The following is a 14,329-nucleotide window of genomic DNA, read 5'->3' as shown; positions in this document are numbered from 1 at the left end:
CCCGTGCGAGGCTCGGGGGCGTGCTCGCCCTCACCGGATCCACCGGGGCCCTCGGCGGCCCCGTCGCCCGCGCCCTGGCCGACCTCGGCCCCCGGCTGCTCGTCCGCGACCCCGCCCGGGCGCCCGACCTCGGCCTCGACGTCCGCACCGCGTCGTACGACGACGGGCCGGCGGCCGAGGCGGCGCTGGCGGGCGTGGACGTGCTGCTCATGGTCTCGGCGGCCGAGGACGAGCACCGGCGCGACCAGCACCGGACCTTCGTCGAGGCGGCGGCCCGGGCCGGGGTGCGGCACGTGGTCTACACGTCCTTCGCCGGGGCGGCGCCGGACGCGACGTTCACCCTCGGCCGCGACCACCACGACACCGAGCAGGCGATCCGCGCCAGCGGGATGGCGTCCACGTTCCTGCGCGACAACTTCTACCTCGACGTGCTGCCGCAGTTCGCCGACGCCGACGGCGTGCTGCGGGGCCCGGCCGGCGACGGGCGGGTGGCCGGCGTGGCCCGCGCCGACGTGGCCGACGTCGCGGTCGCGGTGCTGCGCGACCCGGCCGCGCACGCGGGGGCGACGTACACGCTGACGGGGCCGGAGGCGCTGACCCTCGACGAGGTGGCGGCCCGGGCGGGCGCGGTGCTGGGCCGCGAGCTGCGCTACGAGCGCGAGACGGTCGAGGAGGCCTGGGCCTCGCGCCGCGCCGGCTGGCCGGGCACGCCCGACTGGCAGGTCGACGCGTGGGTGAGCACCTACACCGCGATCGCCGACGGGTCGTGCGCCGGGGTCACCGACGACGTGCAGCGGGTCACCGGGCACGCCCCGCGGACCCTGGAGGACACCCTCAGGCCGTGAGGTGGTGCACGTAGCACCACCGCCAGTCCTCGTCGGGCTCGGCGGACTCCATGACCGGGTGGCCGGTCTCGTGGAAGTGGGCCGTGGCGTGCCGGTCGGGCGAGGAGTCGCAGCAGCCGACGAACCCGCAGGTCAGGCACTGGCGCAGGGCGACCCACCGGTGGCCGGCGGCCACGCACTGCGGGCAGGTGCCGTCGGTCTGCGTGGTCGTGACGGGGTGGGCCTCGAGGTGCTCGCACTCCTCCCCCGGCCGACGCAGGGAGGAGGTGCGCAGGTCGGCGCGCTCCTGGGTGGCGCGGTCGAGCATCGACTCCTCGATGTCGAGCATGGCCAGCACCTGCGCGACAACCACCGACGGCACGCTGCCCTCGGAGCGGATCTCCAGCACCCGCGTCCGCTCGGCCTCGATCATCGACAGCCGGATGCGGGAGTAGACCTCGCTCGGCGTCTCCTCGTCGGCGGTGGTGCCGAGCCGCTCCCAGGCGGCGAAGTTGCGCTGCTCGATGCGCTGCTTGATCAGCGCCCCGACGCCGTGGACGTCGTCGACGTCGGTCTCCTTGAGGTGGCGGAACCCGGCCTTGGACGCCTGCTGGAGCAGGGTCGCGCGGGCCAGCGCGTCGTCCATCGGGTCGGGCGAGGGCACCTCCAACCGCCGGGCGAGCCACGGCAGCGTCGCGCCCTGGATGATCAGGGTGCCGGCCGTGACCGTGAACGCGACCAGCAGGAGCAGGTCGCGGTAGGGCGTCTCCTCGGGGATCACGAACGCCGCCGCGAGCGTGACGACGCCGCGCATGCCGGCCCACCCGAGCAGGAACGTGTAGGCCACCGGCGGGCGGCGCCGCTCCTCGGTCAGCCCGCCGGGCCGGACGATGAGGTAGCGCGCGGGGAAGACCCACAGCAGCCGCAGCACGATCACGCCGACCAGGGCGGCGGCGCAGATCACCGCGGCCCGCCCACCGGAGACGCCGCTGTCGTCGACGCCCTCGAGGATCATCGAGGCCTGCAGGCCGATGAGCAGGAAGACCGCGTTCTCCAGGACGAAGGCGATGGTGCGCCAGTTGTTGCGCTCGGCGATCCGGCTCTGGGCGGTCTGCAGGAGCGGCGCCTTGTGGCCGAGCAGCAGCCCGGCGACCACGACGGAGATGACGCCCGAGGCGTGCACCTCCTCCGCCGCGACGTACGCCGCGAAGGGGACGACCAGGGAGATGCCGGTGTCGAGGAGCGGGTCCTCGACGTGGCGCCGCAGCCGGGCCACGACGACGAAGAAGGCCAGGCCGATCAGCACGCCGCCGCCGGCCGCGACGAGGAAGTCGAGCGCCACGCTGAACGCGGTCACGCGGTCGTGGTGGTCGGCGGCCAGGCCGCCCGCGGCGATCGCGGTGCGCAGCGAGACCAGGGCGGTGGCGTCGTTGAGCAGCGACTCGCCCTCGAGGATCGTGGTGATCCGCCGGGGCAGCCCGATCCGGCGGCCGACCGCGGTGGCCGCGACCGCGTCGGGCGGCGCGACGACCGCGCCGATGGCGAACGCCGCACCCCACCCGAGGTCGGGCAGCAGGGCCTTGACGACGAGCGCGATGCCGGCGGCGGTGAAGACGACGAGCCCGATCGAGAGCAGCAGGATCGAGCGGCGGTTGGCGTTGAAGTCGACGAGCGAGGTCTGGATCGCGGTGGCGTAGAGCAGCGGCGGCAGCAGGCCGAGCAGCACGACCTCGGCCTCGAGCTGGACGTCGGGCACGCCCGGCACGTACGACGCCGCGGCCCCGGCGACGACCAGCACCAGCGGCGCCGGGACGTCGATGCGGTCGGCGGCGGCCGTGATGGCCAGGACGGCGACCGCGAGTCCGACGAGCAGCAGGGCGATCTCCACCGGCCCATCGTGCCAGCCGGGGCCCGAGGGGGTCAGGGGCGCAGGGCCCGGATGCGCTCGTCGAGGGCGCGGCGGCCGTCGCGCCGGACGCGGGCCTCGACGACCTCGATGCCGCCGTTGGGCGAGCGCAGCACCTGCTGCAGCTCGGGCAGGGAGTCGACGCGGGTGTGCGGGGTGCGGGTCGCCGCGCACAGGGAGGCGAGGTCGACGCCGTGCGGGGTGCCGAACAGCGCCTCGAACCGCGCGCCGTGCTCGGGGTGCCCGTGCTCGGCGCCCTGCTCGAGCATGGAGAAGATCGCGCCGCCGTCGTCGTTGGCGACCACGACGACCAGGTCGGGCCGCGGCTCGTGCGGGCCGAGCACCAGGCCGTTGCTGTCGTGGAGGAACGTCACGTCGCCGAGCAGGGCCAGCGTGGGCCCCTCTGGCCGGCCGAGCGCGGCCCCGATCGCGGTCGAGACCGTGCCGTCGATGCCGGCCAGGCCACGGTTGGCCACGACCTTGCGCCGCTCCCCCACCGGCGTCGGACGGGCGACCAGGTCGAGGTCGCGGATCGGGCTGGAGGCGCCGACGACCAGCTGCATGCCCGGGTCGAGCGCGGCGTGCACCGTCCCCGCCACCTCGTACGGCGTCAGGTCGGCCTCCGCGGCGAGGAGGGCGTCGAGGCGGCGACCGACCGCGCGGTCGGCCTCGTGCCAGGCGGCGGCCCAGGCGGGGTCGTCGGGCTGCTCGCCCTCGCCGCTGCCGGTCAGCGCGAAGGCCGGCGCCGAGGACGTGACCGGGTAGGGCCGGGCGCTCCACGCGCCGGTGGCGGTCACCTCGTGCACCTCGACGTCGTCGCGGGCCAGCAGCCGGCTCACGGGCCGCGACAGCGTGGGGCGGCCGAGGACGACGACCCGCTCGACGGCCGCGCCGAGGTCGGTGGCGAGCAGCAGGCGGTAGCAGCGCAGGGCGGCGGCGCCGGTGCGGGCGCCGGAGGACGGCTCGGCCAGCAGGGGCCAGCCGGACCGCTCGGCCAGCCGCCGGGCGGCCGGCCCGGCGTCGTCGCCCGCGACGACGACGGTGCGCGGCCCGCGGACGAGCTCGGTCGCGGGCGGCGGCTCCCGGCGGGCGGTGGCGGTCGAGGGCGCACGCTCGGGGGCGGGGTCGAGGACCCACGGGCCGTCGGGCAGCAGCGGCTCGTCGAGCTGCACGTTGAGGTGCACCGGGCCGGCGAGGCGCCCGTCGGACCGGAGGGGCAGGTCGAGCGGGCCGGGCGCGTCGAGGTCGCGGGTCGCCAGGAGCGGCCCGAGGACGCCGACCTGGTCGGTGGTCTGGTTGGCGTCGGTGCCGCGCAGCCGGGCCGGCCGGTCGGCGGTCACGAAGGCGACCGGCAGCCCGACGTGGGTGGCCTCGAGGGCGGCGGGGTGGAGGTTGGCCACGGCCGTGCCCGACGTGCAGACCACGGCGGTGGGGCGGTGGCTGCGGGCCAGGCCGACCGCGAGGAACCCGGCCGACCGCTCGTCGACCCGGGTGTGGAGCCGCAGCCGGCCCGCGGCGGCGGCGTCGTGCACGGCGAAGGACAGCGGGGCGTTGCGGCTGCCCGGGGCGACCACGACCTCCTCGACGCCGGCGTCGAGCAGCCGCCGCACGACGTCGCGGGCCAGGTCGGTGGCGGTGTGGCTGCTCACCGGACCGCCTCGACGTCGCGCAGGCGGTCGGTCCACCAGGCGACCCGGTCGGCGGGGGCGGCCAGCCGGTCGAGCGCTGCCGGGTCGACGGCGGGCCGACCGACCGGGAGGTGGCCCTCGACCGGCAGCAGCGGCGCGACCGCGACGTCGTCGGTGAGCAGCTGCACCGTGGCCAGCCCGCAGGCGTGGTGCAGCTCGGGCAGGGCGGCGGCCAGCGCGAGACCGGCCGCGATGCCGACCGAGGTCTCCAGCGCGCTGGAGACGACGACCGGCAGGCCGATGTCCTCGGCGATGCGCAGGCAGGCCCGCACGCCGCCCAGCGGCTGCACCTTGAGCACCGCCACGTCGGCCGCCTCGAGGTCGCGCACCCGGTAGGGGTCGTCGGCCCGGCGGATCGACTCGTCGGCCGCGACCGGGACGTCGACGCGGCGGCGCACGCGCGCGAGATCCTCGACGGCCGCGACCGGCTGCTCGACGTACTCCAGGCCGCCGGCGGCGCGGTCGAGCCGCCTGATCGCGGTGACGGCCTCCTCGACCGACCAGAGCCCGTTGGCGTCGACCCGCACCCGCCCGTCGGGTCCGAGGGCGTCGCGCACGGCCTCGAGGCGGGCCTCGTCGTCGGCCAGGGCCTGGCCGGGCTCGGCCACCTTGACCTTGGCCGTGGTGCAGCCGCCGGCGACCACGGTCGCGTGGGCCTGCTCGGGGCCGACGGCGGGCACGGTGACGTTGACCGGCACCCGGTCGCGCACCGGCGCGGGCCAGTCGCCGGCCGCCGCCTCGCGGGCGCAGGCCAGCCAGGGGGCGGCCACCGCGGCGTCGTACTCGAGGAAGGGCGACCACTCCCCCCACCCGGCCGACCCCTCGACGAGGGCGACCTCGCGCGTGGTGATGCCGCGGAAGCGGGTGCGCATGGGCACGCTCAGGACCCTCACGACGCCGCTCCGGCCAGCGCCCGCAGGCGCACCCGGTCGGGCTTGCCGTTGGCCAGCAGCGGGATCTCCTCGACCCCGACGACCTGGCGCGGCGCCCACGACCGGGGGTGCTCGGCAGCGACCCACGCGCGGGCCTCGGCCTCGGAGACCGGGCCCACGACGAACGCCACGAGCCGGTGGCCCCACTCCTCGTCCGGCACGCCGACGACCTCGGCGTCGCGCACGGCCGGGTGGGCGCGCAGCCGGGCGGCCACGGCCGGGCCGGGCACGTTGACGCCGCCGCTGACCACGACGTCGTCGAGGCGGCCCAGCACCTGCAGGCGGCCGTCGTCGTCGATGCGGCCGGCGTCGGCGGTGCGGAACCACCCGTCGACCAGCACCTCGGCGGTCAGCCCGGGCTCGCCCTCGTAGCCGGCGAACAGCGTGGGCCCGGTGACCTCGATGCGCCCGCTGACCGCGATGCGCACGCCGACGCCGTCGAGCGGCACGCCGTCGTAGACGCAGCCGCCGGCGGTCTCGGCCGCCCCGTAGGTGGCCACGACCCGCACGCCCGCCTCGGCCGCGCGGGTGCGCAGGGCCGGGTCGGCGGGGCCGCCGCCGAGCAGGACGGTGTGGGCGCGGCGCAGGGCCTCGACCTCGCCCTCGTCGTCGAGGAGGCGGCGCAGCTGGGTCGGCACCAGGCTGGTGAACCAGCCGACCCCCTCGGGCCACCCCTCGCCGGTGAACGGCTCGTGGCCCGCGACGAGCGAGCGGCACACCACCTGCAGCCCGGCGACGTACGACGGGGGCAGCTTGAGCGCCCAGCGGCCCGACCCGCCGAGGCGTCGCTCGGTGGCGACCACCGAGGCCAGGACCGCCCGCCGGGGCAGCACGACCCGCTTGGGCCGGCCGGTCGAGCCGGAGGTCTCGACGACGAGCGGCGCGGGGTCGTCGGCGGCCTCCAGCCACCGCCGCAGCTCGCCCGTCTCCACCCTGCCGAGGCTACGGCCCCGGGTGGGCTGCTTGAATCCCACCCGTGGCGACGGCGGCGCAGTGGGTCCAGGGCGCGCGTCCGCGCACGCTGCCGGCGGCGGTCGCCCCCGTGCTCGCCGGCTCCGCCGTGGCGGCGTTCGACGACGGCGAGGTCTGGTGGAAGGCCCTGCTCGCCCTGGTCGTCAGCCTGGCGCTGCAGGTGGCGGTCAACTACGCCAACGACTACTCCGACGGCATCCGCGGCACCGACGACGCCCGGGTCGGCCCGGTGCGGCTCACCGCCACCGGCCTCGCCCCGCCCGCGGCGGTCAAGCGGGCCGCGTTCTTGGCCTTCGGGGTCGCCGGCGTGGCCGGCCTCGTGCTGGCCGCCACGACGGCCTGGTGGCTGGTCGCCGTGGGCCTGGTCAGCGTCCTCGCCGCCTGGTACTACACCGGCGGCTCGAAGCCCTACGGCTACCTCGGGCTCGGCGAGGTCATGGTCTTCGTGTTCTTCGGCCTGGTCGCGGTCGTCGGCACCTACTACGTGCAGGTGGAGGCCTGGTCGCTCGACGCCGTCGCGGCCGCGGTCGGCATCGGCGCCCTGGCCTGCGCGATCCTCGTCGCCAACAACCTGCGCGACATCCCCACCGACCGCGAGGTCGGCAAGCAGACCCTCGCCGTGCGTCTCGGCGACCACCGCACCCGCCTGCTGTACGCCGGCCTGGTCGGCCTCGCGGCCGTCGCGGTCGTGCTCGTCGCCGCCCTGACGACGTGGTGGGCGCTGGTGGGCCTCGGGTTCCTCGTGCTCGGCGGCCGCGGCGTCGCCGTCGTGCTGCGCGGCGCCACCGGACCCGGCCTCATCCCGGTGCTGCAGACCACCGGCCTGGCCGAGCTGGTCTGGGCCGTGCTCGTCGCCGCGCCGCTCGTGCTGGCCTGACGGCGTACGGTCAGGCCATGACCTTCTTCGTCATCCTGCTCGTGGTCGTCGCCCTCGTGGCGGCCTGGAAGTTCCGCGTGCCGCTGCTGGCCAAGGTCCTCGGCCAGCCCGAGCGCCGCGTGCAGCGCCACCTCGACCGCCGCCGCGACTGACCCCGGTCGACGGCCGGCCGACGCGGGGGCTCAGTCGTCGGCGTCCTCGCGCGCGCGGCGCTCCTCGAACGCGGCCGTCGCGCGCTCGGCGCGCGCCTCGACGTGGTTGGCCAGCTTGGCCCGCGGGCCGGCGAGCACGAAGTAGGACCCGATGCCGCTGAGCACGAGGGCGATGATGAAGGTCAGCCCGATCGGGGCCTTGTCGGTCGCCAGCAGCCAGGCCCCGGTGACCGCGCCCCAGGTCAGCAGGAACAGCGCGAGCCGCAGCAGGGTGTAGACGACGAACTCCTTCACGCCGCCACCCTAGCCGTCGGTCCACGGGCCGCCGGCTGTGCGGTGACCACCGTCGGCCTACCCTGGAGGCGTGCTGCGGTTCCTGTTCATCCTCGCCGTCTTCGCGCTGGCGACCTACCTGCTGGTGCGCGTCTTCCAGCAGCGTGGCGTGATGCCCCAGCCCCGTCCGCGGCAGCGCCCCGAGCCGCGCCGCATCGTCGCCCCCGACGACGACGAGGACTTCCTGCGCGACCTCGACCGCAAGCGTCGCGAGCCCGAGGACCCGGCCGACTGACCGCTGCCGCCCCGGTGGGCAGTGGGTGGTCAGAGCCGGCGCCGCGGCCAGTCGGGGTCGAGATCCACCACCTGGGTGGTGAACCTCAAGTGCATCGACGAAGCTCCCTGCCCGCACCGGGCAGAGACGGTCAGCCCCCGGCCGACCCGGACGGACCACCCGGCACGACGTCGGCGACGGCCGCGGGGGCCTCGGCGCCGGCGTAGGAGTGCTGGCTGGTCGAGGAGAAGTAGTTGATGCCGATGAAGTTGAACCACAGCGTCGCCATGCCGACGCAGGCCAGGATCGCGGCGTTGCGGCCCTTCCACCCGGCCGTGGCGCGGGCGTGCAGGTAGGCGGCGTAGACGACCCAGGTGATGAACGCCCAGACCTCCTTGGGGTCCCAGTTCCAGTAGCGCGACCAGGCCTCGTGGGCCCAGATCGGACCGGTGATGAGGACCGCGAAGGTCCACACCGGGAACGCGAAGGCGTGGATGCGGTAGGAGACCCGGTCGAGGACCGCGAGGGGCGGCACCCGTGAGCCCGGGCGCGCGGCCGCGTCGCCGCCGCGGCGGAGCTTGACGAGGTAGACGATCGACAGCAGGCCGGCCACGGTGAAGGCGCCGGTCGCGATGACGGCCGAGACGACGTGGATGACCAGCCAGTAGGAGTTGAGGGCCTCGGTCAGCGGGGCGACCTCGTCGTGCAGCCAGATGACCGCGACCATGAGCGTCGCGGTGACGAAGGTCAGCACGAGCGGCGCCATCCACTGCAGGGCGTACCTGCGCATCAGCACGAGGTAGATCAGCGTCACCACGAAGGTGCCCGAGATCGTGAACTCGTACATGTTGCCCCACGGCACCCGGTTGGGGTCGGCGGCCATGCCGCGCCCCAGCAGGGCCACGAGGTGGGCCGCGCAGGCGAGGACGGTGAGCAGGACGCCGAGCCGGCCGAGGAAGTCGGTACGCCGCGCGGTCGCGTCGTCACCACCCTCCGGCCCCTGGCGGGTCGCCACCGCGACACCGCCGGCCTCGCCGGCCGCACCGGCGCCCGCCACCGCGGGCTCGGTCGTCGCGACCTGCCGCAGGCTGGCCCACTCGGCCAGGGTCACGAGCAGGGCGATGAAGTAGACCACCCCCGCGGCGCCGATGGCCTGGTTGCTGAGCGTCTCCCACGCCGCGTCGGTCACGCCGTCTCCTCCTCGGTCGGCCGGCCGGCTGCGGTGCGCAGGTCGGCCACGATCTCGTCGAGCACGTCGGTGAGGTCGGCGCCGCCGGAGCGGTCGAGCACGCCCACCTCCACCATGGTCCCACCGACCTGGTCACCGTCGGCACCCACGTCGTCCCCGTCGGGTCCCGCCCCCGCCGGCGCGGCCGCCACCGGCACCGCGCGGACCCAGATCCGTCGCGGCCGGATGAACAGCGACCCGAGCAGGCCCACGAGCGCGAGCACGACGCCCGCGAGCGCGAGCTCCTTGCCGGGGGTCTTGCTGACCTGCACCCGGACCCACGGCTGCACGCCCTCGAAGGTCACCGAGCCGAGCCCGTCGGGCAGCTGCTCGGTCTCGCCGGGGCGCAGGTCGATGCGCAGCTGCCGGCCGTCGGGACCCTCGACCGGCGTCGCGGCGTCGGTGTCGAGCACGTAGACCGACTGGGCTACCCCGTCGTCGAGGCCGAGGTCGCCGGTCCAGACGTTCATGGAGACCAGCGGGTTCTCCGGGGAGGGGAACACCGTCACCGGGTCGCCGTCGGCGTTCATCTCGAACGTCGGGAACAGCACGCCGTCGAGCCCGATCTGGCCGGGCTGCGCGCTCGGGGCCTTGACCACGCCGTAGGACAGGAAGGTCTGGTCCTGGGGCAGGAACACCGTCGGGCCGTCGTAGACCACCTCGCCGCGGCCGTCGCGCACGGTGATGACGGGTGCGTAGCCGTGGCCGATGAGGAACACGTCGGTGGAGTCGACGGTCAGCGGGTGGTTGACCCGGAGGTCGTAGGTGCGCTCGGGGGCGCCGGGGCTCTCGCGGTAGCGCAGGGCGGCGCTGAACTCCCGCGCCGTGCCGTACGCCGGCCCGGAGGTCAGCCAGGTGATGTCGAAGTCGTCGACGGTGAAGTCGAAGGGGTCGAAGTCCTCGGGACCGAACTGGCTGCCCGGGTCGAGGTCGTCGTAGGCCGCGGCGGTGTTGACGAAGGTGCCGCCCTGGAGCACGATCACGCCGCCCTGGTAGCCGAACAGCGAGCCCCAGGCGAAGCCCGCGAGCACCACGAGCAGCGAGACGTGGAAGAGCAGGTTGCCGGCCTCGCGCAGGTAGCCCTTCTCGGCGCTGACCGCGCCGTCCTGGTCGCGGCGCAGGCGGTAGCGGCGCCCGCGGAGCGCGGCGCGAGCCCGGTCGAGCACCTCGTCGGCGTCGAGGTCGGTGCGGTAGGAGCGGTGGTCGGGCAGCCGGGAGAGGTTGCGCGGCGCGGCCGGCGGCTGCGCCCGCATCGCCCGGGCGTAGACGAGGGTGCGGGGGATGATGCAGCCCACGAGCGAGACCATGAGCAGCAGGTAGATCGCGGAGAACCACGCCGAGTCGTAGACCGAGAAGAGGCCGAGCCGCTCGTAGACCGGCGCCAGCGTCGGGTGGTCGGCCTTCCAGCGCGAGACGGCCAGGGCGTCGACGCCCTCCTGGGGCACGACCGAGCCCGGCACGGCCGCCAGGGCCAGCAGGAGCAGCAGCACCAGCGCGGTGCGCATCGAGGTGAGCTGGCGCCAGGTCCAGCGGCCCAGCTCGCGCGCCCCGAGCTCGCCGGGACGGCGGTCGCCGGCACCGGGCCCGGCGGCGGGGCGTTCGCGGACGTCGGTCACACCGCCACCTCGAACCCGCCGACGAGCCGGAGCTGGACCCACTGCATGGCCTGGTCCCACCAGCCGGTGACGAGCATCAGCCCGACGAGCACGAGCATCGCGCCGCCGACCCGCATGACGACCAGCTGGTGGCGACGGACCCAGCGCAGCGCGCGCAGCGAGCGGGCGTAGAACACCCCGACGAGGATGAAGGGGATGCCGAGGCCCAGAGCGTACGCCGCCGAGAGCACCGCCCCGCGGCTGGCTGTGGCGCCGTCGGTGGAGTAGGTGAGCGAGACGATCACGCTGTAGGTCGGGCCCACGCACGGCGTCCACCCGAGCGCGAACAACGCGCCGATCAGCGGCGCCGCCCCGAGCCCGACGGCCGGCATCGAGTGGATGCGCCACTCCCGCTGGAGCCACGGCACGACGCCCGCGAAGACGAGGCCCAGCACGATGAGCAGCAGGCCCATGACGAAGGTGATGGTGTCGGCGTACCGCTGGAGCCACAGGCCCACGCCGCCGACCGCGACGCCGTACAGCACGAAGACGACGGTGAAGCCGAGGACGAAGAGCAGCGAGCCGAGCAGCATCCGGCCGCGGCGCTCGCTCGCCCGCCCGTCGGCGAGGTCGGCACCCGAGACGCCGGTGGCGTAGGAGAGGTAGCCCGGCAGCAGGGGGATGACGCAGGGGCTGAAGAAGGAGACCAGGCCGGCGACCGCGGCCACGGGGAGCGCGAGCGCGAGCGGGCCGGCGCCGGCCTGCTGCTGGAACCACTCACCCATCGGCGCCCGCCTCCTCGACGAGCTCCTCCAGCGTGATCACCGAGGGCACCACGCCGCTGATGAGTGCGGCGACCCTCCCCTCGCGGTCGAGGACGGCCGTCGAGGGCGCTGCGCGCGGGGCCCAGCGGCCGAGCGCGAGCGCGGAGGAGCCCCCGTCGGCGATCGTGGGGTAGGTGATGCCGAACTCCTCCTCGAAGGCGATCGAGGCGGCGGTGCTGTCGGCCCGCAGCTGGGCGCCCAGGAAGACCGCGTCCAGTTCCTCGGAGGCCGTCTTGAGCACGGGTGCCTCGTCGCGGCAGGGGTTGCACCAGGAGCCCCAGAAGTTCAGCACGACGACGTCGCCGCGGTAGTCGGCCAGGTCGACCGGCTCGCCCTGCAGCGAGGTGCCGGAGATCTCGACCGGGTCGCCCCGCTCGCCCGGGGGGACCGTCTGGACGGCGTTGTCCTCGGCGTAGTTGGCGTCGCCGGTGCCCTGCACGCCCCCGCTGCACCCGGCCAGGAGCAGGCCGAGCACGACGGTGACGCACACCAGGAGGGCACCGGGACGGGTCACGTGGGTCTCTTCTCCTCGGGGGCGCCGCCGGCCGAGAACGGCGCCGACTTGGCGTGCACCGGGATGAGGTCGCCGGCCGGCTCGCTGTAGACGACCTGGGTCACCCGGTCGCCGACGAAGCGCAGCGAGGTGACCGAGCACAGGGTGCACTGGCGCTTGCGCGGGTCGTGCAGGAAGGTGCGGCGGCGCTCGACCGACATCCGGGTCGTCCAGATGGGCAGCTGGTGGGAGACGACCACGGCCTCGTGCCCGGTCGCCTGCTCGCGCGCGTCGTGCACCGCGGCCAGCATGCGCGCGGCGATCTCGGCGTACGGCTCGCCCCAGGAGGGGCGCAGCGGGTTCCACAGGTGGCGCCACTTGCCGGGGTGCAGCAGGGCGCGGCCGCCGGTCTCGAAGGTGTCGCCCTCGAAGTGGCTGGTCGACTCCAGCACGCGCTCGTCGACGTGGGGGTCGAGCCCGCGCGCCAGGGCGAGGGGGGCCGCGGTCTCGCGTGCCCGCTCCAGCGGCGAGGTGACCAGGTGCACGATGTCGCGCCCGGCCAGGGCGGCCGCGGTCTTCTCGGCCATCTGCCGTCCGAGCTCGGAGAGGTGGAAGCCCGGGCGGCGGCCGTAGAGCACGCCCTCGGGGTTGTGGACCTCGCCGTGGCGGACGAGGTGGACGACGGTGTCGGGGGTCACCGCGCGGCCCCCTGCTGCGCGCCGGCGGCGGCCCGCGCCGCGCCCGGCAGCGCGTCGAGCACGACCTGGACGGCCCGCTCGTCGTGGGCGGCGGAGACGAACCACGCCTCGAAGGCCGACGGCGGGAGGTAGACCCCGGCGTCGAGCATCGCGTGGAAGAACGCGGCGTACGCCGCCTGGTCGGTGCGCGAGGCGTCGTCGAAGTCGCGCACCGGCCCCTCGCAGAGGAACACCGAGAACATCGTCCCGGTCGACTGCACCACGTGCGCGACGCCGGCGGCGTCGAGCGCGGCCGTGGTCGCGGCCTTGATGGTCTCGCCCACCGCGTGCAGGTGGGCGTAGACCTCGTCGGTCGCGCGGCGCAGCGTGGCCAGGCCCGCCGTCGTCGCGACCGGGTTGCCCGAGAGGGTGCCCGCTTGGTAGACGGGCCCCTCGGGCGCCAGCATCGACATCACGTCGGCGCGGCCGCCGAACGCCGCGGCGGGGAACCCGCCGCCCATCACCTTCCCGAACGTCATGAGGTCGGGTACCCAGCCCTCCACGGCTCCGTCGAGCCCCCACTGCCCCTGGCGGGAGGCCCGGAAGCCGGTCATCACCTCGTCGGTGACGAACAGGGCGCCGTGGGCGCGGCAGGTCTCGGCCAGGAAGGCGTTGAAGCCGGGCTCGGGCGCGATCACGCCCATGTTGCCGGGGGCGGCCTCGGTGACCAGGCAGGCGATCCGCTCGCCGTGCTCGGCGAAGGCGGCCGTGACGGCCGCGCGGTCGCCGTACGGCAGGACGAGGGTGAGCGCGGTCGAGGAGGCGGGGACGCCGGGGGTGCCGGGGACGGCGAAGGTGGCCAGGCCGGAGCCGGCCGAGGCCAGCAGGGCGTCGACGTGGCCGTGGTAGCAGCCCGCGAACTTCACCACGACGTCGCGGCCGGTGAACCCGCGGGCGAGCCGCACCACCGACATGGTCGCCTCGGTGCCGGAGGAGACGAAGCGGACCCGCTCGACCGGCGTCCGGGCGACGATCTCCTCGCCGAGCTCGAGCTCCGGCTCGGTCGGGGCGCCGTACGACGTGCCGCGGCCGACCGCGGCCTGCACCTCGGCCAGCACCTCGGGGTGGGCGTGGCCGAGCAGCATCGGACCCCACGAGCACACGAGGTCGACGAGCTCGTGGCCGTCGGCGTCGGTGAGCCAGGCACCCTGCGCCGATCGGATGAAGCGCGGGGTGCCGCCGACGGCGTTGAAGGCCCGCACGGGCGACGAGACGCCGCCCGGGATGACGGCGCGCGCCCGGTCGAACAGCGCCCGCGAGCCCGGGTTGCCGGCGTCGTCGCCGGCGGCAGGGGAGGTCACTCGTCCATTGTCCCTCGACGGACCACACGGTGCGATCCGGGGCGACGTGCGCTCGGCCACGCCCTACCACGGCCCGGCCCGTCGCGACGGGCGGCACGCTGCGGGACGGCGTGCACCGTGGTCGCGAGGAGTGACAACCCTCACAAGGATCTTGTGACGACCGTAACCCTGCGTGAGAGACTTCGTTGATCGATCGAGGACGCCATGGGGTAGACGAGCGTCCTGCCTCGTCCCAAGGGAGCCCAGATTGTCC

Annotated in this window: 15 protein-coding genes; 4 read left to right on the top strand and 11 right to left on the bottom strand. The window is 75.4% G+C overall.

The genetic code is table 11. The features are described 5' to 3' along the window. The first annotated feature begins 20 nt into the window (after positions 1-20). A complete protein-coding gene (locus FJQ57_RS17570; RefSeq protein ID WP_139982805.1) occupies positions 21-845 on the top strand; it encodes an SDR family oxidoreductase in 825 nt (274 codons plus the stop codon). Here the strand turns inward: FJQ57_RS17570 and FJQ57_RS17565 are convergent. From FJQ57_RS17565 to FJQ57_RS17550, 4 genes are read right to left on the bottom strand one after another with little or no spacing between them, the layout of a single operon-like run. Next, positions 835-2,712, bottom strand: coding sequence for a cation:proton antiporter domain-containing protein (locus FJQ57_RS17565; protein ID WP_139982803.1), 1,878 nt, complete (start codon positions 2,710-2,712; stop codon positions 835-837). The two genes, FJQ57_RS17570 and FJQ57_RS17565, sit on opposite strands and share 11 nt — an antisense overlap. A 32-nt stretch (positions 2,713-2,744) precedes the next feature. Next, the gene (gene menD, locus FJQ57_RS17560; RefSeq protein WP_139982802.1) at positions 2,745-4,379 is read right to left on the bottom strand and encodes a 2-succinyl-5-enolpyruvyl-6-hydroxy-3-cyclohexene-1-carboxylic-acid synthase; all 1,635 of its coding nucleotides are present in this window, start codon (positions 4,377-4,379) and stop codon (positions 2,745-2,747) included. After that, positions 4,376-5,311: an o-succinylbenzoate synthase gene (locus FJQ57_RS17555; protein ID WP_139982800.1), complete on the bottom strand. Its 936-nt coding sequence runs from the start codon at positions 5,309-5,311 to the stop codon at positions 4,376-4,378. The genes menD and FJQ57_RS17555 overlap by 4 nt, the downstream gene beginning before the upstream one ends. Next, positions 5,308-6,282, bottom strand: a complete 975-nt coding sequence (locus tag FJQ57_RS17550; protein WP_139982798.1) for an AMP-binding protein — start codon at positions 6,280-6,282, stop codon at positions 5,308-5,310. The genes FJQ57_RS17555 and FJQ57_RS17550 overlap by 4 nt, the downstream gene beginning before the upstream one ends. A gap of 44 nt (positions 6,283-6,326) precedes the next feature. Here FJQ57_RS17550 and FJQ57_RS17545 point away from each other — a divergent pair, with 44 nt between their 5' ends. Both FJQ57_RS17545 and FJQ57_RS23655 read left to right on the top strand, forming a co-directional pair. Beyond that, positions 6,327-7,199 carry a 1,4-dihydroxy-2-naphthoate polyprenyltransferase gene (locus FJQ57_RS17545; RefSeq protein WP_139982796.1) on the top strand — a complete coding sequence of 291 codons (873 nt, stop codon included), beginning with the start codon at positions 6,327-6,329 and terminating at the stop codon, positions 7,197-7,199. A gap of 17 nt (positions 7,200-7,216) precedes the next feature. Further along, the gene (locus tag FJQ57_RS23655; protein WP_281284283.1) at positions 7,217-7,351 is read left to right on the top strand and encodes a hypothetical protein; all 135 of its coding nucleotides are present in this window, start codon (positions 7,217-7,219) and stop codon (positions 7,349-7,351) included. A gap of 30 nt (positions 7,352-7,381) precedes the next feature. On the opposite strand, the gene FJQ57_RS17540 is transcribed toward FJQ57_RS23655, so the two are convergent. After that, entirely contained in the window at positions 7,382-7,645 is a 264-nt protein-coding gene (locus tag FJQ57_RS17540) for a DUF4229 domain-containing protein (RefSeq protein WP_139982794.1), read from the bottom strand. A gap of 70 nt (positions 7,646-7,715) precedes the next feature. On the opposite strand from FJQ57_RS17540, the gene FJQ57_RS17535 reads away from it, so the two are divergent. After that, the gene (locus FJQ57_RS17535) at positions 7,716-7,919 is read left to right on the top strand and encodes a hypothetical protein (protein ID WP_139982792.1); all 204 of its coding nucleotides are present in this window, start codon (positions 7,716-7,718) and stop codon (positions 7,917-7,919) included. Between the two features lie 130 nt (positions 7,920-8,049). Here FJQ57_RS17535 and ccsB read toward each other — a convergent pair whose 3' ends face one another. Genes ccsB through hemL form a run of 6 tightly spaced genes read right to left on the bottom strand, consistent with a single transcriptional unit; the run spans position 8,050 to position 14,076 of the window. Continuing rightward, positions 8,050-9,087 carry a c-type cytochrome biogenesis protein CcsB gene (gene ccsB, locus FJQ57_RS17530; protein ID WP_139982790.1) on the bottom strand — a complete coding sequence of 346 codons (1,038 nt, stop codon included), beginning with the start codon at positions 9,085-9,087 and terminating at the stop codon, positions 8,050-8,052. Then, a complete protein-coding gene (gene resB, locus FJQ57_RS17525; RefSeq protein ID WP_246081886.1) occupies positions 9,084-10,742 on the bottom strand; it encodes a cytochrome c biogenesis protein ResB in 1,659 nt (552 codons plus the stop codon). The genes ccsB and resB overlap by 4 nt, the downstream gene beginning before the upstream one ends. Next, the gene (locus tag FJQ57_RS17520; RefSeq protein ID WP_139982788.1) at positions 10,739-11,506 is read right to left on the bottom strand and encodes a cytochrome c biogenesis CcdA family protein; all 768 of its coding nucleotides are present in this window, start codon (positions 11,504-11,506) and stop codon (positions 10,739-10,741) included. The genes resB and FJQ57_RS17520 overlap by 4 nt, the downstream gene beginning before the upstream one ends. Further along, positions 11,499-12,059, bottom strand: coding sequence for a TlpA family protein disulfide reductase (locus FJQ57_RS17515; RefSeq protein ID WP_139982786.1), 561 nt, complete (start codon positions 12,057-12,059; stop codon positions 11,499-11,501). The genes FJQ57_RS17520 and FJQ57_RS17515 overlap by 8 nt, the downstream gene beginning before the upstream one ends. Beyond that, the gene (locus tag FJQ57_RS17510) at positions 12,056-12,736 is read right to left on the bottom strand and encodes a histidine phosphatase family protein (RefSeq protein ID WP_139982784.1); all 681 of its coding nucleotides are present in this window, start codon (positions 12,734-12,736) and stop codon (positions 12,056-12,058) included. The genes FJQ57_RS17515 and FJQ57_RS17510 overlap by 4 nt, the downstream gene beginning before the upstream one ends. Continuing rightward, a complete protein-coding gene (gene hemL, locus FJQ57_RS17505; RefSeq protein ID WP_139982782.1) occupies positions 12,733-14,076 on the bottom strand; it encodes a glutamate-1-semialdehyde 2,1-aminomutase in 1,344 nt (447 codons plus the stop codon). The genes FJQ57_RS17510 and hemL overlap by 4 nt, the downstream gene beginning before the upstream one ends. Positions 14,077-14,329: the final 253 nt, after the last annotated feature.

It is taken from the genome of Nocardioides litoris, from assembly GCF_006346315.1.
In the GTDB taxonomy this organism is placed as follows: domain Bacteria; phylum Actinomycetota; class Actinomycetes; order Propionibacteriales; family Nocardioidaceae; genus Nocardioides; species Nocardioides litoris.
This window is presented reverse-complemented; position numbering and strand designations above follow the sequence as displayed.